Source organism: Gallaecimonas zhanjiangensis (assembly GCF_057624825.1).
This window is the reverse complement of the sequence record NZ_CM172603.1, coordinates 3,660,292-3,677,798: the sequence shown is the minus strand read 5'-3', so window position 1 is coordinate 3,677,798 and position 17,507 is coordinate 3,660,292. Positions and strand designations below refer to the sequence as shown.

The following is a 17,507-nucleotide window of genomic DNA, read 5'->3' as shown; positions in this document are numbered from 1 at the left end:
GCGCCCTTTCCTTACGACCTGTCAGGGTTACCTGAACAGGTCGTTGATCATTTTCAGGGTATCCCGAATGTGGCTGATACGGGTGGGGATCACCATGATGGTGTCATCACCCGCTATGGTGCCCATGATGCCGTCGGCCTTGGTAAATGAATCCAACAACCTGGCTATCAGCTGGGCCGAGCCGGGGCTGGTTTGGATGACGATCATCGACTCGTTGTGGTCGATGTCGACAACCAGGTTTTTCAGCTGGCTGCTGGCGGTGGGGACCCCCAATTCGGCGGGCAGGCAATAGACCATTTCCTGGCGGGCATTGCGGGTACGCACTGCGCCGAATTTGGTCAACATGCGGGATACTTTGGATTGGCTGATGTTGTCGAATCCCTGGGCTTGCAAAGCAGAGACTATCTCGCTTTGAGAGCCGCAACGTTCTTCCTTGAGAAGTTGTTTAAAGGATTTGACCAGCGCTTCTTGGTTGCTTTGTGTCATTGTCTTGTCTGCATAATCATGCACAAACGACATGGTAGCATGGGACGCCTGCTTTGGCAGCTTGCATCCATGGGCGTTCGCTGTCAGTCTTGGTGGCAATATTTAGGTAGGGAGCGGTTGTTTAAGGTGATGTGCAAGGCGGTTTGGCTTGGCCTGTTGTACTGCTGCACCTGGGGCCTGGCCGCAGCCGATGAGGTTTCCGGCGCTGGCAGACCACTGGTATTCGGTACCGAGGCAACCTATCCACCCTTCGAATACAGGGACGATGCCGGCCAGTTGGTAGGTATCGATATTGATGTTGCTCATGCCGTATGTGAGTTGCTACAGCGTCCCTGCATCATTATTGAGCACCCCTTCGACAGCCTCCTGGACGAGCTGGAAGATGGTGAACTGGACGCGGTGATCGCCGCCCTGGATATCTCCTCCCGCTACGACAACAGCATCCGTTTTTCAGACCCTTACTACCGCAACAGCGCTGTGTACGTGACCCTGAAAGACGCAACAGATCGTTACGCCAAGTCGGGGTATATCGGGGTGCAAAATGGCTCCAGCCATCAGCAGTACCTGATTGACCAACGCCAGTGGCAGCTGACCAGTTATGACGATCTTAATGGCGCGCTGACCGAGCTGAGGGCAGGGCGGATCTCGGCTATTTTTGTTGATGCCGCTGTTGCCAATGCCTGGCTTTCTGACCCTGCAAACAAAGACTTACGTTTAATGGGTAGCCCTATCCGTGACCTCCGCTACTTCGGCAGGGGCATGGGTATTGCGCTTTCGCGGGGCGAGCGCAGCGATGCCTTGCTCGATGCCATCAACAAGGCCCTTGCCAAGTTGCGCGAAGATAAATCCCTCGATCACATTCTTTCCCATTACCTGCAAGTTCACTGACGTTTACCGCTCCAGACCTCATCGGCACCATAACCGCTGGCTTGGCATAATTGTTTTTTAACCCTTGTTGAGCTAAGGTGCTGCCCACACCTGAACAGGTCAGACACAAGGGAGATAATGCGATGAAAGTAGCCGTACTTGGCGCCGCCGGTGGTATCGGTCAGGCCCTGTCTTTGCTGCTCAAGACCCAACTGCCCGCCGGTTCCGAACTGGCACTGTACGACGTAGCCCCGGTTGTTCCCGGTGTTGCCGTTGATCTGAGCCACATTCCGACCGCCGTTAAGGTCGAAGGCTTTGGGCAGGAAAAACTGGCCGACGCCCTGACTGGCGCCGATGTCGTTCTGATCCCCGCCGGCGTACCTCGTAAGCCTGGCATGGACCGCTCCGATCTTTTCAACGTTAACGCCGGCATCGTTCGCGCTCTGGTAGAATCCATTGCCGACAATTGCCCTAAAGCGTTGGTTGGTATCATCACCAACCCGGTTAACACCACCGTTGCCATCGCTGCCGAAGTGCTCAAAGCCAAAGGCGTTTACGATGCCAAGCGCCTGTTCGGTGTGACTACCTTGGACGTTATCCGCGCCGAGACCTTTATCGGTGAAAAACTGGGTAAAAACCCTGCCGACGTGCACATCAATGTCATTGGTGGCCACTCCGGCGTGACCATCCTGCCGCTGCTGTCTCAAGTAGAAGGCCTGGAACTGTCTGCTGACGAAACCGCTGCCATGACCAAGCGTATTCAAAACGCCGGTACCGAAGTGGTTGAAGCCAAGGCCGGTGGCGGCTCCGCTACCCTGTCCATGGGCCAAGCGGCTGCCCGTTTCGGTCTGTCTCTGATCCGTGGTCTGCAAGGCGAAGCCAACGTAGTTGAGTGCGCCTATGTAGAAGGCGGCTCCGAACACGCCCGTTTCTTTGCTCAGCCGGTACGTCTGGGCAAAAACGGTGTGGAAGAAGTACTGGGCTACGGTGAGCTGTCTGCTTTCGAGCAAGGCGCTCTGGATAGCGCTCTGGCCACCCTCAAGGGTGACATCACCCTGGGTGAAGAATTCGTTACCGGTAAATAAGCCGTACGAATTCAAAAAAGGGAGCCATTGGCTCCCTTTTTTAATGCTGTCAAATCACAAAAAAGGCCCCGAAGGGCCTTTTTCTTTTGCAGCAATTTAGCTTTTGCGTTCTACCGCCACCTTGGCTAGGCCGATCAGCGCTTCCTTGTAGGGGCTGTCGGGAATGGCGGCCAGGGCACTGATGGCCTTGTCCGACTCTTCCAGGGCGCGCTGGTAGGTGTAGTCGAGGGAGCCTAGGCGGCGCATGCAGCCTTGTACCAGCTCCAGTTTGTCACGGCCATCGCCTTGTTCAATGGCTTGGCGGATCATGGCGGACTCTTCGGCGTTACCGTTGTGCATGGCATGGAGCAGCGGCAGGGTGGGCTTACCCTCGGCAAGGTCATCCCCCAGGTTTTTACCCAGTTCGTCGGCGTCTGCTTCGTAATCGAGCAGGTCGTCAATCAACTGGAAGGCGGTACCCAGGTACTTGCCGTAATCACTCATGGCGTCTTCGAGCTCTGGCTGGCCGCTTATCACGGCCGAGAGGCCGGTGGCTGCCTCGAAGAGCTTGGCGGTCTTGGAGTAGATCACCTTCATATAGCGCGCTTCGGTGGTCTCGGGGTCGTTGCAGTTCATCAGCTGCATCACTTCCCCTTCGGCGATGACGTTGGTGGCGTCGGCCAGTACCTGCATCACCTTCATCGAATCCAGCGCCACCATCAGCTGGAAGGCGCGGGTGTAGAGGAAGTCGCCGACCAGCACCGAAGCCTGGTTGCCAAAAAGGGCGTTGGCCGTTTCCCGGCCACGGCGCAGGGTGGACTCGTCCACCACATCGTCATGCAAGAGGGTTGAGGTGTGAATGAACTCAACGAGCGTGGCCAGGCGCACGTGCTTGTCGCCATCGTAGCCCAGGGCCCTGGCTGCCAGGACGGTCAGCATGGGGCGAAGGCGCTTGCCTCCGGCATTGACGATGTAAAAGCCGAGCTGGTTGATGAGGGCCACGTCAGAACTGAGCTGTTGTTGAATGGTCTCGTTGACCGAGTCCATGTCAGTGGCGCAGAGTTGGCGAATTTGGGCGAGATCCATATAAAAAGACGATGGCCGCCAGGCCCTTATATTGTGTGTCAGATGCGGTGATCTTACACTAAAAGCCCGGACGCATGACATAGTCAGTTCGGGTTCAATCTGTTGAGCAATTTTTCTACTTTTTTACGGATGATCGGGTTGCTGTATCAGACGCTTTTCTTTAGAATACGCGCCCTATTGTCAGGTTTATAACGCATCCGCTTGCAGGCCGATGCGAAGAATAACGGAGAAAAACCATGTACGCGGTTATCCAAAGCGGTGGCAAGCAACACCGTGTAGCTGAAGGCGAAGTTATTCGTCTGGAGAAGCTGGATCTGGAAGCTGGCGCCACTGTCGAATTCGACAAGGTGCTGATGGTCGCCAACGGCGACGACGTCAAAGTAGGTGCTCCCTACGTTGACGGTGGCAAAGTGGTTGCCGAAGTGATTGCTCACGGCCGTGGCGAGAAAGTCAAAATCGTCAAGTTCCGTCGTCGTAAGCACCACCGTAAGCAGATGGGCCACCGTCAGTGGTTCACTGAAATTAAAATCACTGGCATCAGCGCCTAATAAGGAGACCTTACCATGGCACACAAAAAAGCAGCCGGTTCTACCCGTAACGGTCGTGATTCCGAAAGCAAACGCCTGGGTGTAAAGCGCTACGGCGGTGAGTCTGTTCTGGCAGGCAACATCATCGTTCGTCAACGCGGCACCAAATTCCACGCTGGCACCAACGTGGGCATCGGTAAAGACCACACTCTGTTCGCTACTGCCGAAGGCAAAGTGAAATTCGAAGTGAAAGGTCCTAAAAACCGCAAGTACGTCAGCATCATCACTGAATAAGCTGACCGCTGTACTTGAAAGCCCCGCCCAGCGCGGGGTTTTTTATTGGAGCCGTCCTATGCTTAAGCCTCTGCAGGAGAAAAGTCGCAATGAAATTCGTAGATGAAGCCGTGATCCGCGTTGAAGCGGGAGACGGCGGCAATGGCGTTGTCGGTTTTCGTCGTGAGAAATTTATTCCCAACGGCGGCCCTGATGGTGGCGATGGCGGTGACGGCGGTGACGTTTACATCGAGGCTGATGACAACCTCAATACCTTGATCGACTATCGTTTCGAGCGCTTCCATAAAGCCGAACGCGGCGAAAACGGTGGCGCGGCCAACTGTACCGGTAAAGGCGGCAAGGATTTGGTCCTCAAGGTGCCAGTGGGTACCCGCGCCAGTGATCACGACACCGGCGAAGTGGTGGGTGAAGTCACCAAACATGGCCAGCGTTTGATGGTGGCCAAAGGCGGCTTCCACGGTCTGGGTAACACCCGCTTTAAATCTTCGGTCAACCGGGCGCCACGCCAACGTACCTTGGGAACCAAGGGCGAAGTGCGTAACCTGATGCTGGAATTGCTGCTGCTGGCCGATGTGGGCCTGCTGGGGCTACCCAATGCCGGTAAATCGAGCCTCATTCGCTCGGTGTCCAAAGCCAAGCCCAAGGTCGCCGATTACCCCTTTACCACCCTGGTGCCGAACCTGGGTGTGGTCAGCCCTTATCCGGGTAAGAGCTTTGTCATTGCCGACATCCCCGGTCTTATCGAAGGTGCTGCCGACGGTGCTGGCCTTGGTTTTCAGTTCCTGCGCCACCTCGAACGCTGCCGCATTTTGCTGCACGTTATCGACGTGAATCCCTTTGACGGTTCCGACCCGGTGGAAAACGCCCTGGTTATCATCGACGAGTTGGACAAGTACTCACCCAAGGTAGCGGCCAAGACCCGCTGGCTGGTGTTTAACAAAACCGACTTGCTGGAAGCCGACGAACTGGAAGAGCGCATCGAAGAAATCATCGACGCCCTGGATTACCACGGGCCGCACTTCAAGATCTGCGCCGTGCTCAGTGAGGGTACCGAACAGCTGGCCCGTGAGCTGATGACCTTTATCGACAGCCTGCCGCCGGAAGAAGAAAAACCGGAAGACAAGGTCAATGTCGACTTCAAGTGGGACGACTACCACGAGAAGGCCATCGCCGAGCATCAGCATGACGATGACGACGATCTGGACGATGACGACTGGGATGACGACGACTACGACGTAGAAGTCATCTACGAACGTTAACTTTGAAGCCGTGCTCAATAGCACGGCTTTTTGTTAAGCTCGCTTTTTTGTTTAAGAGCGCAACACCATGATCCTCTCCTTGGTGGCCGCCATGGCCAACAACCGCGTGATTGGGCGTGACAACGACATGCCCTGGCATCTGCCCGCCGATCTCAAACATTTCAAAGCCGTGACTCTGGGCAAACCGGTGATCATGGGTCGCAAGACCTTTGAGAGTATCGGGCGGCCCCTGCCTGGGCGCCGTAACTTGGTGATAAGCCGTCAGGCCGATTTCCGCCCACAAGGAGTGGAAGTCGTGGGCAGCCTTGACGACGCCCTGGCAGCCACCGCTGATGCCGAAGAGGTGATGGTTATCGGCGGTGGCCAGATCTATCGCCAAGCTTTGGCGGTGGCGCAGCGCCTGTACCTGACTTTTATCGATGCTGATATCGAGGGCGACACCCGGTTTCCCGACTGGCAGGCAGAAAATTGCTGGAAAAAAGTTCAGGAGAGCCAATTTTTGGCCGATATACATAATCAGTACAATTTGACCTTTGTCACTTTTGAACGTTTATTACCAGGCATTTGACCTATTTCTGATTGAGGGGCAGTGCCTAGATTGTTAGCATTTGCGGGCTTTTCTTTGCTTGCCTGTTAGGAGTGGTTGACGTGTTGAAATCAGTAAAAATGGGTGCTGTAGCGCTTTTGTTGGCGTTTACCTATCAGCCCACCCCCGCCAAGGCCGACGCGGCGCAATTGGTTGCCAGTATCTGTGACTACGTGGCATCCAATGACAAAAACCGCCTGCGCTCCAAGCTGTCCGATTCCGGTATTCGCCTGCGTAACATCTATGACGGCGTTAAGTGCAACGGTTTGAGTCTGCTGCGTTTTGCCATGAGCTCCGGTGCCGACGGTGCCGGCGAATTCATCGCCAAGCAGCTGCCTGGCTCTACCTTGGGTGCTCCCGAGGCTGATGGTAAAACCGTTATCGCCTGGGCTGATGCCAATGGCTTCGGTGGCAGCGCCACTGCGGCTGCTATCAAAGAACGCCTCTGATAGGTGTTTTTAAGAAAAACCCGCCATTAAGGCGGGTTTTTTTATGCCTGAGGGGCCAACTGCCACTGGCCCTTATCGTTTAGTATCAGTTGCAGACTGTCCTGACGCTCAAGCAGGTCCCCTTTTCGAAACACCCCAAACTCCATCTTCAGTGCCATGGCCCCAAGGCTTGAACCAAAGCGGGCGAACATGTCGGGCTGCCCTGTGGAGAGGGCGCGAGCGGCGTCGGGAAAGTTTTCGGTAAAGCGCACCTGATAAGCCAGAGCCACCTGGATGTGGTTGTCATCCTGGCGCTTGCTATCAAGCAAGGTGACGTTTTCTATCTCCAGAAAGGCATCCGGTCCCAGTGCGCCCAGATGGGCCAGCAGCGCCTCTTTGAGGGCTTCCTGGCTCGGTGGTGCCGGGGTGCAGGCGCTGAGCAGCAACAGCAGTAAAAACAGGGTTCTTTTCATGGCGCTTTCCAATAAAAAAACGCGGCCTTGGGCCGCGTTTCATAGTGCAGGTGAGGCTTATTGTATCCTAAAGCGCCTGACCGAATTACGCAGCTCCTCGGAGAGCCTGGCCACTTCTTCGCTGGAGGTGGCGGTCTGCTCGGCGCCCTGGGCGGTCTCTTCGGCAATATTGACGATAGAGGTGAGCTTCTCGTTGATCTCCTGGGCCACGATCCCTTGCTCCTTTGCGGCTTGGGCGATGTGCTCGCTCTTGTCGCGGGCTTCGTGAACCGCATCAGTGATGTGGCTTAGGGCCACATCGGATTCCACCGATTTGGACACACAGCTCTCGGCCTGGAACTTACCCTGATCCATGGCGCTTACCGCCTGTTCGGCGCCCTGCTGGAGGGCCTCGATCATGGACTGGATCTCTTGGGTGGACTGCTGAGTACGGGACGCCAGAGTACGGACCTCATCGGCAACCACCGCAAAGCCTCGGCCTTGCTCGCCGGCACGGGCCGCTTCAATGGCGGCGTTCAGCGCCAGCAGGTTGGTCTGTTCGGCAATGCCGCGAATTACGTCGAGGATGGAGCCAATGTTGGCGCTGTCCTGATGCAGTTTGTTGATCACCTGAGAAGCAGATTCCACTTCGGCGGCCAGCATCTGGATGGTGCTCTTGGTATCGGCAGACAACTGGCGTACCCGCTCTGCTTCTTTTTCGGCCCGCAGTACGGAAGACAAAGTATCGGAAGCAGCATGGGTAACCTGATCGGCACTGGCTGACATTTGAGTGGTGGCGGTAGCCACCTGGTCAACCTGACCTTTTTGCTGCTGGATAGCCACCTTGGTCTGGGCGGTGATGGCCGAGGTTTCTTCGGCGCTAGCGGCCAGTTGGGTCGAGCCGCTGGAGATCCCTTCAATGAGGTTTCGCAGCGAATCGGTAAGGCTGTTGGTAGAGCGGGCCAGCTCGCCAAACTCGTCCTTGGCGCTGGCGTCCAGGCGGCGGCTAAGGTCGCCTGAGGCCAGGATGGTCAGCATCTCTTTGACCTTGTCCAGCGGCGCAGTAATGGAGCGCACTACGTAAGTGCTGATCAGTACCGCCGCGATGACGCAGATGGCCATCACTACAAAGGTGGCGGTATTGGCGGTGGCAATGGAACTGTCGATGGCTTCTTTGGTGTCGGCGGCAATGGCCTGGGAAGCGTTTTGCAGCTTGTTCAGGGCGCCGCGCAGGCCGTCAAGGTTGATCTGCTCTTCGGTCAACGCGCCTTCGGCTTTTTCGTTTTCCTTCAGGCGGGATTTTTGCAGATCGATAATGCCGGTGCCGGCATCGGTTACTTTGGCGCGCAGCGCCTTGGCCTTGTCCTGAAGCGACTTGATGTACTTGTTGTCGGTACCGACCGAGCGGGCCACAAAAGCGAGGTTGGAGTCGATATCACTCAGGGCAAAATTGATTTCACCAGCGATGGTATCGGCTTTAGTCAGGGTAGTGGACTTGTTGTACTCGATGATGCTGGTGGACAGCGACAGGAACATGTTCTCGAGTTTGCTGGTGGTGTTGGCCGCCGCGTCCGGTACCCCGGCGTCGGTCAAATCGAGAATGTCGGCGCTGGCATCATCGGCGGTATCGGACACCGACGATTGCATCTTTTTCAGCTGGTCGCGCAGTTTGAGGCTGGTCAGCTTGGCGTCAAACAACCGTCCCTGAGCGCCTTGAAGGCCGCTGAAGCTGCCTTCAACCACTTTGGCGGTTTCCACCAAAGACGCCTCGTTTTTAATGAGGTCTTTGAATTTGCGCAGAGATGTATTCAACTCGTCGGAGGTGGACTGGGCGGTCTGCTGGTAGCCCTCAATCTCGTTGATGCTGTCGCTGTGATAGGCCTTGAGACCCAGCTCGCTCAGGGTGGAGCTGCTTTGTTGCAGCTGGCCGACACTGACCACGGCACCCACCGCAAGAGAGGTGGCGCGCTGGACATTGCTTTCGACCTTATCAAAGCCGAGATAGGAACTCAGGCCGTTACCGAACAACAACAGCGTAATGATGGCAAAGCCAAGGACTATCCGCTTGGCAACAGTGAGGTTCATCGGGGCTTCCTCTGACAAAAACTTGACGACATAACCTATGCAAAAGGCTTGCCCAAAAATTCGAGCTGCCTAGTGTAACGGCTGTTTTTCATCCTTAACAGATGGTTTGAGGCAGGTTACAGATATGTATCGGCAAAAATTTGAAATGCTTTAGGAAATTGCTATTTGCTGATGCAGGGTATCGGTCTCGGCACACCACAAAGTGAGTGATTCTCCCCACACGCAGCCGGTATCCAATGCCTTGATGTCGGAACGGGGCAGCGCCCCTTGCAAGGATGCCCAGTGGCCAAAGGCCAGGGTGAAGGGAAGGGGAGGCTGAAGATCGAACCAGGGCACAAAGCCCTGCTTGGCACCTTCGGCCGGGCCCAGCTTGCATTTGAGGTCAAGGCTGCCGTCCGGGCGGCAAAAGCGCATCCGGGTCAGGCCGTTGATGATGTAGCGCAGCAAAGGCGTGCCGCAAAGCTCCGGTGACCAGCTGTCAGGTTGGTCGCCGTACATGTCGGCCAGGAGCTGTTGCCAGCCATCGCCCTGCAGCGCCTGGCTTACCAGGCTGCTGGCTGCCAGGGTGCGCTGGCAGTCCCAAAGGGGCGGCAAGCCAGCATGGGTCACCAACAGCTTGAGCTCGTTAAACCACAGCGCCAAGGGCTGGCGCCTCAGGTAGTCGATGATGGCGCCGCGCTCGGGGCTCGCCAGCACTTCATCCAGCAGATCGCTTTTCTTGGCTTTGCGAAGGTCACAGAGCACGGCCAGCAGGTTCAGATCGTGGTTGCCCAGCACGGTTTGGCAGGACTCGGGGTGACGCATAAAAAAGCGCAACACATCCAGGGAGTTAGGGCCCCGTGCCACCAGATCGCCAACGGCAATCAGTCGGTCAGACTGCGGGTTGAACGCGACCTTTTCCAGCAGCGCCATCAGCTCGCGATAGCAGCCCTGAATGTCACCCACCACATAGTGCATCAGTTAACGACCTTGGGCACCGCTAGGCGAAAAATGGGCACCGGGGTCTTAAAGTTGCCGCCGCCCTGGGCTTCCATCTCGTAGTGGCCTTCCATGGTGCCCACCGGGCTTTCCAGCACCGCCCCTGAGGTGTAGCTGTACTCGCTGCCCGGTTGAATAGTGGGCTGCTGGCCCACTACGCCGGCCCCGGACACCTCGGTGGTTTTGCCGTTGCCGTCGGTTATCAACCAATAACGGTTGATAAGCTTGGCCGGCTGGGTGTCGAGGTTGCGGATGGTGATGGTGTAGGCAAAAACGTATTTGTTTTCGTCCGGCAGCGAGCGGTCATCCAGGTACCGGGTGTCTACGTGGATCTGAAAACGCAGCATCAGGCCTCCGAGGATCGACCAGCCAGGGCATCGGCCAGGGCCGCATACTGGGCCAGGCTGAGGTTTTCGGGGCGGGCACCGGGGTCCACACCCAGCGCTTCAAGCTGCTCGGTGCTGAAGTGGGCCTTGAAGGTATTGCGCACCGTTTTGCGGCGCTGGTTGAAGGCTTCAGTCAGCACCTGGCTCAGTTTGCGCTCGTCTTTGACCTTGACCGGCTTGTCTTTGTAAGGCACCAGTCGCACCACGGCGGAGTCCACCTTAGGGGGCGGGGTAAAGGCGTGGGGGCCGACGTGCAGCACCGGGATCACCTGGCAAAAATACTGGGTCATCACCGACAAGCGGCCGTACTGCTTGGTGCCGGGGCCGGCGGCCATCCGCTCTACCACTTCTTTTTGCAGCATGAAGTGCATCTCGTTGATGCAGTCAGACCAGGTAAAGAGGTGGAACAGCAGCGGGGTGGAGATGTTGTAGGGCAGGTTGCCGAACACCTTGAAGGGCTTGCCTTCTTGGTGCAGGGTGCCGAAGTCGAATTTCAGGGCGTCGGCTTCGTTGACGGTAATGCCGTCGCGCTGACGCAGGCGAGCCGCCAGGTCGCGGTCCAGCTCCACCACTTGCAGTTGCCCGGCCTGTTCCAGTACCGGCTCGGTCAAGGCGCCAAGGCCGGGGCCGATTTCCACCAGCACGTCGTCGGGGCGCGGGTTGATGGCCCGGACGATATTGGCGATCACATCCTGATCGTTGAGGAAGTTCTGGCCGAAGCGCTTGCGGGCCCTGTGGCCCATATGGACGTTGTCTGTCATCTAATTAACGGTTTGCCAGTGCGATGGCCTGGGAAAGGGCCAGTTTCATGCTGCCTGCGTCTACCTTGCCGGTGCCGGCCAGATCCAGGGCGGTGCCGTGGTCGACCGAGGTACGGACAAAGGGAAGACCCAGGGTGATATTGACGGAGTTGCCGAAGCCTTTGTGCTTGAGTACCGGCAGCCCCTGGTCATGATACATGGCCAGCACCGCATCGGCATTATCCAGATACTTGGGTTGGAACAAGGTGTCGGCCGGTAACGGGCCAACCAGGTTCATGCCCTGCTCTCTAAGCCCTTCCAGGGTCGGCTCAATGACATCGATTTCTTCGCGGCCCAAATGGCCGCCTTCGCCGGCGTGGGGGTTTAGGCCACACACATAGATACAGGGTTTATCGATGCCGAATTTACTGACCAAGTCCTGGTGCAGCACACCGATGACCTTAGTGAGGCGCTCCGGGGTAATGGCTTTGGCCACATAGGCCAGAGGGATATGGGTGGTCACCAGGGCCACCCGCAGCCCCTCGGTGGCCAGCAGCATCACCACGTCGCTGACATTGGCCTGATGGGCAAAGAACTCGGTATGGCCTGAGAAGGCAATACCGGCGCGGTTGATGATGCCCTTGTGCACCGGGCCCGTGACCACGGCGGCAAAGCGGCCATCCATGTTGCCTTCACCGGCAAAGGACAGGGTCTCCAACACGTAGTGGGCGTTGGCCTCGTTAAGCTCGCCGGGGACAACGTCTTCCCTCAGCCCAAAAGGCGCCAGGGTCAGGGTGCCCTTTTGCTGGGGCAGGGCCGGCGCCCAGGGTTCATAGGGGCGTAATTCAAGCGGTAAGCCCAGGCACTTGGCCCGGGCTTTTAACAGGTCGGCATCGGCACAGACCACCACTTCAACCGGCCAGTCTTGCTGGGCCAGCATCACCGCCAAATCTGGCCCGATGCCGGCCGGCTCGCCGGGTGTCAGTGCGATACGCTGGATCATTTTTTGTTGTCCAGGATATCGATATAGGCCTGGCTACGGATCTCGCGCAGCCATGCCAGGGCTTCTTCGTTGAACTTACGGTTGAACAGCACTCGGTAGGCTTTTTCTTTCTTGGCCTGTTGGGTGGCGTCGGTGGTGCGGGTGTCAATCAGCTGCACGATGTGCCAGCCAAAGGAGCTGCGGAAGGGCTCGGAGATTTGGCCTTTCTTCAGGTGCTCAATGGTGTTGGCAAAGGTGGGGTCGTAGATCTTCGGATCGGCCCAGCCCAAGTCGCCGCCCTGGCTGGCACTGCCGGGGTCTTCAGAATGTTCCTTGGCCAGTTCGGCAAAGTCGGCTTTACCGGCCAATACCTCGCTGCGCCATTGCTCCAGCTCGGCTTTGGCTTTGTCGTCGCTGAGAATGACAGAAGGTTTGACCAGGATGTGGCGCGCGTGCACTTCTTCCAGTTCAACGGTTTGTTGGCCACGGATACCATCCACTTTGATAATGTGGAAACCGGCACCGGAGCGGATGGGCCCAATGATCTCGCCTTTTTTGGCGTCTTTGAGGGCATCGGCAAAGAGGGTGGGCACTTCGTTGGCGTTCATCCAGCCAAGGTCGCCCCCTTCCAGGGCGTGGTTGCCGGAAGACGACACGATAGCCAACTGGGCAAAATCTTCACCCTTGTTGAGGCGGGCCAGTACTTTATCTGCGCGGTCTTTGGCGTCGGCCAGTTGGGCGGCGTTGGCGTTTTGGGGTACGTCAATCAGGATGTGGCGCAGGTGCAGCTCAACATTGCGGTCACCTTGCTCGTCGAGCTGTTTGACCATGGCCTCGATTTCCTGAGGGCTCACCTGAATGCGGCGGCTGACCACGATGCGGCGCACTTCGCCGAGGGTCAGCTCGGTACGTACATGCTCGCGGTAGCTCTCGAAGTTACCGCCTTCGGAGTCGATTTTCTGGCGCAGCTGCTCCACGCTCAGCTTCTGGTCCTTGGCGATGTTACCAATGGTTTGGTCCAGTTGGGCGTCGGAGATTTGCAGGCCGATACGTTTGGCGGTCTGCATTTCCAGCTCTTCGGTGATCAGGCGATCAAGCACCTGTACGTGCAGTACCCGGTCGGAGGGCAGCTGTTGCCCGGATTTGAGGGCGCTGGCCTTGATGTCGCGCATCATGTCGTTGACGTCGGACTCGAGTATTACACCCTGGTCGACGATGGCGGCTACTTTGTCCAGGACTTCAGGCTGGGCCTGGGCCTGGCTAAACATCATTACGCCACCAGCCATGGCAGCGAGCATTTTCGGGGTCATTCTCATGGATCAGTAACTCAGGTTGTAGGGCTCACGATAGCTGAAAAGCCCTTTGCTTAATAGTTGGTCGCCGCTGGTGCCGTGCCCGCCCAAGCCTTTGAAAATAAACTCAAAACTGATGCTGTTTTCATAAGTAGGCTGACCGGCAAACTCGATGCTGTTCGACAAAATGGTGTTCAGGTGGCGCCTGGCCGTTACCCTGACGGCAAAACAGCAGGCTTCATACTCGAAACCACCATAGGTTTCTTCAGCGCGGTGCAAGTTAAGGTCTTCGTAGTGGGAGGCAAACACCTTCCAGGTGGAATTCACAGCCCAGGCACCGCTGATGCCCGCCTGATCGATGTTCACCCCGTCAGAAATGTCACGGACATAACGGTGGGTAAACTGGACCAGCTTGTCATCACTGACCCTGTAATCGACCCGGAAGTTCCCTTTGTTGGTTTTTCCGGTGTCGGTGTCGTAAAGAATGTTACTGGAAAGGCTCCAGTTTTTATCAACCCGCAGGTCAATCTCACCGGCCAAGGCCGAGGTGGAGTTGGTGACCTGGCCCACATCGTTCTCAAGACCCACTGTGGCATCACGCAGATAAAAAATCTGGCCAATGGACACCCGCATCCGCTCCTGGTTCTTCTGGTCGAAGATGCGGCTGGTGACACCCAGGGTCACCTGGTTGGCGTCGGTGATCCGGTCCAGCCCCGAGTAACGGCGGTTGCGGAACAGGGCGTGGTAGTCCTCACCCAGCAAGCTGGTGTCGTAAAGGCCGATATCGCTCTGATCTTCCTTGGGAATGTACAGGTATTGGAACTGCGGCTCCAGGGTCTGGCGGTAGTTGCGCCCGGCCAGCTCCAATTGGCGCTCGAAGTTCAGCTGCCCATACACCCGCAGTTGCGGCAAGGTCCGTGACACGCTCTCGTTGAGGCGGCGGGTCGGATCGTGCTGCTCGTAGAAGGTCTGGTAGAGCTTGAGCTCGGTGGTGAGGTTACCGGCCGGGCTGTTGAGCGGGAAGGAGATGGTGGGCTCCAGGTGCAAACGCTCGGCCGTGGGCTGGGTTTTATCGTTGTTGTCGAAAGATGACAGCTCCGAGTAGAAGCTGAAATCCAGGCCGTTCCAGAAGTTGGTGTCGTCCCGTGACAGCTCCAGGCGCGGCACTACCTTGTAGGGCTCGGGGTAATCCCCCAGAACCTCGAAGTCTTTCACCTCGGCCAGGAAGTTCCAGCCATAGGAGAGGTAAGCCACGCTGCCGGTGCGGGTGATTTGGGTGTCGGTGGACGAGCCCATATTCGAGTCCATATCGACAAAGTAGGCATCGTCGCTGACGGTGGTGTAATCGGCGTTGTAGCGCCAATGCTCGTCAGCCTTGCCGCTGTGCTGCCAGTTGAACAGGTAGCGGGTGTTGTCGGCGCCAGCGAACTTACGGTCATTGGGCAAATACTCAAGGTTAAATTGCCCGAGGTCGTCATCGCCCACCAGATAGCGAAACTGGGTATTGAGCTGGGTGCCCCGGTAAGACATGTACCTGGGGGTAATGGTGGCATCCAGGTTGGGGGCGATATTCCAGTAGATAGGCTGGGCAAATTCCAGGCCCCGTTTGTCGCTGGAGGTAAAAGTGGGGTAGAGCAGGCCGCTCTTACGCTCCCCAGACACCGGAAAGCTCAAGTAAGGAAAATAAAAGACCGGCACATCGTAGAGGCGGAACTTGGCGCCCCAGGCCTCGCCCCAGCCTGCATCCGGGTCAACATGGATCTCATTGGCATCGATGGCCCAGGCCGGGTCGTCCGCCGGGCAGGTGGTAAAGTTACCGCCTTCCAGGGTCATGCCGTCGTTTTGAGAGACATGCAGCTTCTTGGCGCTGCCACGGGCATTGGTGCCCAGCAACTGATAGGTCACCGCCTCCAGATCAGCCCGGTTCTCATCGGTGTGGGCATCCAGGGAGTCGCTGCTCAGACGCAGGCGGCCATCGTCAAAACTGACGGTACCTTTGGCCTTGATGCGGTTGTTTTTGCGATCAAGCAAGGCTTCGTCGGCGCTCAGCTCCCGGCCGCCCTGGTTGATTTTGACGTTCCCCTTAAGGAGCGCAGAATCCTGGCCTTGGATCACCGTTTCTTTGGCGGTGGCCTGGATCGCGGATTCATTCAGGGGTTTGATGTCCTGCCCCTCGCTGCTTTTTACCGGAAGCGGGGGCGGTTGGCAGGTCTTGCCGAATTCTTGTTCTGCTGCCAGGGCCTGGCTGACACTGGCAGCAACAGCTGATAACAGCAACCAATGGCGGACTTTAGTCACGCTCCTTCCCATGTCGCTCTCGCTCTGTTGGCCCTCTCGGCCGATTTATCCGAGAGGCGAATCATAATGCAATTTTCCCGCTCGGGCTATTGAGCTATAGTGGCCGCCACTATGCGAGATATTCCTGTCGATGCCCTGAAATCATGGGCTTGCAGCCAACTGGGCTGCAAAGATGCCAGCCTGGTCGCCCTGACCGGCGACGCCGGCAGCCGCCGTTACTGGCGCCTGGGCTTTGACGGCGGCACGGCCATCGTTGTGGCCTACCAGGCCGATGAACTGGCCCAGCGCGACGCCTTTATGCGTCTGGCCAAAGCGCTGGACGAACAAGGCATTCTGGTACCAAAGCCCTTGGCCACCCAAGACACCTGGATGTTACTGCCTGATCTTGGCGATACGCAGCTGGCGGGCCTTAGCGAGGCCGAGCGGCCGCTCTGGTATGGCCGGGCTGTCTCCATTATCGCAAAACTTCAGCAGCTTAACCTGCCTTTAACAACAGCAGGCCAGCCCTTTGTGCAGCGCAAGCGCGACTTGTTCCAGGATTGGTTCCTGGGCAGGCATCTTGGTTTAAAGGTGGATTGTGCCAGCCTGGACGGGGTTTTTCAGTCCCTGTTTGCCAACTTTTTCGCCCAACCCCTGGTGCCGGCCCATCGTGACTACCATGGCCGTAACCTGCACCGGGTTGGCGACGCCCTGGCGGTGATTGATTTTCAGGACATCCAGCGCCTGCCGCTGACCTACGATGCGGTGTCTTTGGTGCGTGACAGCTACGTGTCACTCAGCACCGAAGAAGAAGAGCGTTTGATTGCCCAGGCCTTTGGTCAGCAGCAACACACCAGCGATGAAGCGCTGTTTCGGCGCTGGTTCGATCTCACCGGTATCCTGCGTCAACTCAAGATCCTCGGTATCTTTTGCCGCCTTCACTATCAGGACGGAAAATCAGGCTACCTTGGCGATCTCGAGCCCACCCGGCAAAAACTGCTGCGGGTGGCGCGCCACTACCCGGAGCTTGCCCCTCTGGTCAGCCTACTGGAGCAAACCCCATGAAGGCGATGATTCTGGCCGCCGGTCGCGGCGAGCGGATGCGCCCCCTGACCGACCACACCCCCAAACCCTTGCTGGTGGCCGGTGGTAAAGCCCTTATCGTTCATCATCTTGAGCGTTTGGCCGCCGCTGGCATCAAGGAGGTGGTGATTAACACCGCCTGGCTTGGCGAGCAGCTCCCCAAGGCGTTGGGCGACGGCAGCGCCTTTGGCGTGCGCATTGACTACTCCCATGAGGGCGAGGCCCTGGAAACCGCCGGCGGCATCCGCCGGGCGCTGCCATTGCTGGGCAGTGGCCCTTTTTTGCTGGTCAATGGCGACGTCTATTGCGACGCCGACATTACCTCGCTGATGGCGGCCCCGGCGCCAACCCTGCTGCTGGTGGATAACCCGCCGCAGCACCCCGATGGCGATTTTGGCCTCATCGGCGGGCAGGTGGTCAACACACCTCGCCACTACACCTATGCCGGCATTGCTCTTTTGGATACCGCGCTTTTTGAAGGCCTGGCCGAGGGCCACGGCGCCCTGGGGCCACTGCTGCGCCAATGGGCCGAGGAGGGGCGGCTTGGCGGCCTTTATCACGGGGGCTACTGGCAGGATGTGGGCACCCCGGCGCGCCTTGAGGCGCTTAATCATTATCTGGAGGACAAGGCGTAA

General features: G+C 57.6%; 19 protein-coding genes. 9 read left to right on the top strand and 10 right to left on the bottom strand.

Features of this window, described 5'->3' with window-relative positions; translation table 11 throughout:
- Positions 1–27 precede the first annotated feature (27 nt).
- On the bottom strand, positions 28–486 hold the full coding sequence (gene argR, locus AC22G1_RS17415) for a transcriptional regulator ArgR (protein ID WP_050659181.1): 459 nt from the start codon (positions 484–486) through the stop codon (positions 28–30).
- A 69-nt stretch (positions 487–555) separates the two neighbouring features.
- Here argR and AC22G1_RS17410 point away from each other — a divergent pair, with 69 nt between their 5' ends.
- Both AC22G1_RS17410 and mdh read left to right on the top strand, forming a co-directional pair.
- Complete coding sequence (locus AC22G1_RS17410; protein WP_487314484.1) at positions 556–1,374, top strand: transporter substrate-binding domain-containing protein; 819 nt, start codon at positions 556–558, stop codon at positions 1,372–1,374.
- 122 nt (positions 1,375–1,496) lie between these two features.
- On the top strand, positions 1,497–2,438 hold the full coding sequence (mdh, locus tag AC22G1_RS17405; protein WP_487314483.1) for a malate dehydrogenase: 942 nt from the start codon (positions 1,497–1,499) through the stop codon (positions 2,436–2,438).
- A gap of 96 nt (positions 2,439–2,534) precedes the next feature.
- On the opposite strand, the gene ispB is transcribed toward mdh, so the two are convergent.
- Positions 2,535–3,503: an octaprenyl diphosphate synthase gene (gene ispB / locus AC22G1_RS17400; RefSeq protein ID WP_487314482.1), complete on the bottom strand. Its 969-nt coding sequence runs from the start codon at positions 3,501–3,503 to the stop codon at positions 2,535–2,537.
- A gap of 236 nt (positions 3,504–3,739) precedes the next feature.
- Between ispB and rplU the strand changes: the two genes are divergently transcribed.
- The 5 genes from rplU (at position 3,740) to AC22G1_RS17375 (ending at position 6,618) form a co-directional block, all read left to right on the top strand.
- Positions 3,740–4,051: a 50S ribosomal protein L21 gene (rplU, locus tag AC22G1_RS17395; RefSeq protein WP_487314481.1), complete on the top strand. Its 312-nt coding sequence runs from the start codon at positions 3,740–3,742 to the stop codon at positions 4,049–4,051.
- 15 nt (positions 4,052–4,066) lie between these two features.
- Complete coding sequence (gene rpmA / locus AC22G1_RS17390) at positions 4,067–4,324, top strand: 50S ribosomal protein L27 (protein WP_050659142.1); 258 nt, start codon at positions 4,067–4,069, stop codon at positions 4,322–4,324.
- An 89-nt stretch (positions 4,325–4,413) separates the two neighbouring features.
- Positions 4,414–5,583: an Obg family GTPase CgtA gene (gene cgtA, locus AC22G1_RS17385; RefSeq protein WP_487314480.1), complete on the top strand. Its 1,170-nt coding sequence runs from the start codon at positions 4,414–4,416 to the stop codon at positions 5,581–5,583.
- A 67-nt stretch (positions 5,584–5,650) separates the two neighbouring features.
- Positions 5,651–6,151 (top strand): type 3 dihydrofolate reductase, encoded by a 501-nt coding sequence (gene folA / locus AC22G1_RS17380; protein ID WP_487314479.1) that lies wholly within the window; start codon positions 5,651–5,653, stop codon positions 6,149–6,151.
- An 80-nt stretch (positions 6,152–6,231) separates the two neighbouring features.
- Positions 6,232–6,618: a DUF3718 domain-containing protein gene (locus AC22G1_RS17375; RefSeq protein WP_123420497.1), complete on the top strand. Its 387-nt coding sequence runs from the start codon at positions 6,232–6,234 to the stop codon at positions 6,616–6,618.
- Positions 6,619–6,659: 41 nt separating this feature from the next.
- Here the strand turns inward: AC22G1_RS17375 and AC22G1_RS17370 are convergent, their stop codons facing one another.
- The 8 genes from AC22G1_RS17370 to lptD all read right to left on the bottom strand — a co-directional run bounded on the left by AC22G1_RS17370 (position 6,660) and on the right by lptD (position 15,810).
- A complete protein-coding gene (locus AC22G1_RS17370) occupies positions 6,660–7,070 on the bottom strand; it encodes a hypothetical protein (RefSeq protein WP_487314478.1) in 411 nt (136 codons plus the stop codon).
- A gap of 57 nt (positions 7,071–7,127) precedes the next feature.
- Positions 7,128–9,134, bottom strand: coding sequence for a methyl-accepting chemotaxis protein (locus AC22G1_RS17365; RefSeq protein WP_487314477.1), 2,007 nt, complete (start codon positions 9,132–9,134; stop codon positions 7,128–7,130).
- 150 nt (positions 9,135–9,284) lie between these two features.
- A complete protein-coding gene (locus AC22G1_RS17360) occupies positions 9,285–10,091 on the bottom strand; it encodes a symmetrical bis(5'-nucleosyl)-tetraphosphatase (RefSeq protein ID WP_487314476.1) in 807 nt (268 codons plus the stop codon).
- Positions 10,091–10,459 carry a Co2+/Mg2+ efflux facilitator ApaG/CorD gene (gene apaG / locus AC22G1_RS17355; protein WP_487314475.1) on the bottom strand — a complete coding sequence of 123 codons (369 nt, stop codon included), beginning with the start codon at positions 10,457–10,459 and terminating at the stop codon, positions 10,091–10,093. The genes AC22G1_RS17360 and apaG overlap by 1 nt, the downstream gene beginning before the upstream one ends.
- Entirely contained in the window at positions 10,459–11,259 is an 801-nt protein-coding gene (gene rsmA / locus AC22G1_RS17350; RefSeq protein ID WP_050659150.1) for a 16S rRNA (adenine(1518)-N(6)/adenine(1519)-N(6))-dimethyltransferase RsmA, read from the bottom strand. The genes apaG and rsmA overlap by 1 nt, the downstream gene beginning before the upstream one ends.
- 4 nt (positions 11,260–11,263) lie before the next feature.
- Positions 11,264–12,241 (bottom strand): 4-hydroxythreonine-4-phosphate dehydrogenase PdxA, encoded by a 978-nt coding sequence (gene pdxA / locus AC22G1_RS17345; protein ID WP_487314474.1) that lies wholly within the window; start codon positions 12,239–12,241, stop codon positions 11,264–11,266.
- The gene (surA, locus tag AC22G1_RS17340; RefSeq protein ID WP_487314473.1) at positions 12,238–13,536 is read right to left on the bottom strand and encodes a peptidylprolyl isomerase SurA; all 1,299 of its coding nucleotides are present in this window, start codon (positions 13,534–13,536) and stop codon (positions 12,238–12,240) included. Before surA ends, pdxA begins: the two co-directional genes overlap by 4 nt.
- A 3-nt stretch (positions 13,537–13,539) precedes the next feature.
- Positions 13,540–15,810 (bottom strand): LPS assembly protein LptD, encoded by a 2,271-nt coding sequence (gene lptD, locus AC22G1_RS17335; protein ID WP_487314472.1) that lies wholly within the window; start codon positions 15,808–15,810, stop codon positions 13,540–13,542.
- Between the two features lie 111 nt (positions 15,811–15,921).
- Between lptD and AC22G1_RS17330 the strand changes: the two genes are divergently transcribed.
- Positions 15,922–16,854: an aminoglycoside phosphotransferase family protein gene (locus AC22G1_RS17330; protein WP_487314471.1), complete on the top strand. Its 933-nt coding sequence runs from the start codon at positions 15,922–15,924 to the stop codon at positions 16,852–16,854.
- Positions 16,851–17,507, top strand: coding sequence for an N-acetylmuramate alpha-1-phosphate uridylyltransferase MurU (gene murU / locus AC22G1_RS17325; RefSeq protein ID WP_487314470.1), 657 nt, complete (start codon positions 16,851–16,853; stop codon positions 17,505–17,507). The genes AC22G1_RS17330 and murU overlap by 4 nt, the downstream gene beginning before the upstream one ends.

Bases quoted from the DNA above. Each gene is read 5' to 3' on its own strand.
- argR (WP_050659181.1), bottom strand. From the start codon at position 486: ATGACACAAAGCAACCAAGAAGCGCTGGTCAAATCCTTTAAACAACTT.
- AC22G1_RS17410 (WP_487314484.1), top strand. From the start codon at position 556: ATGGGCGTTCGCTGTCAGTCTTGGTGGCAATATTTAGGTAGGGAGCGG.
- mdh (WP_487314483.1), top strand. From the start codon at position 1,497: ATGAAAGTAGCCGTACTTGGCGCCGCCGGTGGTATCGGTCAGGCCCTG.
- ispB (WP_487314482.1), bottom strand. From the start codon at position 3,503: ATGGATCTCGCCCAAATTCGCCAACTCTGCGCCACTGACATGGACTCG.
- rplU (WP_487314481.1), top strand. From the start codon at position 3,740: ATGTACGCGGTTATCCAAAGCGGTGGCAAGCAACACCGTGTAGCTGAA.
- rpmA (WP_050659142.1), top strand. From the start codon at position 4,067: ATGGCACACAAAAAAGCAGCCGGTTCTACCCGTAACGGTCGTGATTCC.
- cgtA (WP_487314480.1), top strand. From the start codon at position 4,414: ATGAAATTCGTAGATGAAGCCGTGATCCGCGTTGAAGCGGGAGACGGC.
- folA (WP_487314479.1), top strand. From the start codon at position 5,651: ATGATCCTCTCCTTGGTGGCCGCCATGGCCAACAACCGCGTGATTGGG.
- AC22G1_RS17370 (WP_487314478.1), bottom strand. From the start codon at position 7,070: ATGAAAAGAACCCTGTTTTTACTGCTGTTGCTGCTCAGCGCCTGCACC.
- AC22G1_RS17365 (WP_487314477.1), bottom strand. From the start codon at position 9,134: ATGAACCTCACTGTTGCCAAGCGGATAGTCCTTGGCTTTGCCATCATT.
- AC22G1_RS17360 (WP_487314476.1), bottom strand. From the start codon at position 10,091: ATGCACTATGTGGTGGGTGACATTCAGGGCTGCTATCGCGAGCTGATG.
- apaG (WP_487314475.1), bottom strand. From the start codon at position 10,459: ATGCTGCGTTTTCAGATCCACGTAGACACCCGGTACCTGGATGACCGC.
- rsmA (WP_050659150.1), bottom strand. From the start codon at position 11,259: ATGACAGACAACGTCCATATGGGCCACAGGGCCCGCAAGCGCTTCGGC.
- pdxA (WP_487314474.1), bottom strand. From the start codon at position 12,241: ATGATCCAGCGTATCGCACTGACACCCGGCGAGCCGGCCGGCATCGGG.
- surA (WP_487314473.1), bottom strand. From the start codon at position 13,536: ATGAGAATGACCCCGAAAATGCTCGCTGCCATGGCTGGTGGCGTAATG.
- AC22G1_RS17330 (WP_487314471.1), top strand. From the start codon at position 15,922: ATGCGAGATATTCCTGTCGATGCCCTGAAATCATGGGCTTGCAGCCAA.
- murU (WP_487314470.1), top strand. From the start codon at position 16,851: ATGAAGGCGATGATTCTGGCCGCCGGTCGCGGCGAGCGGATGCGCCCC.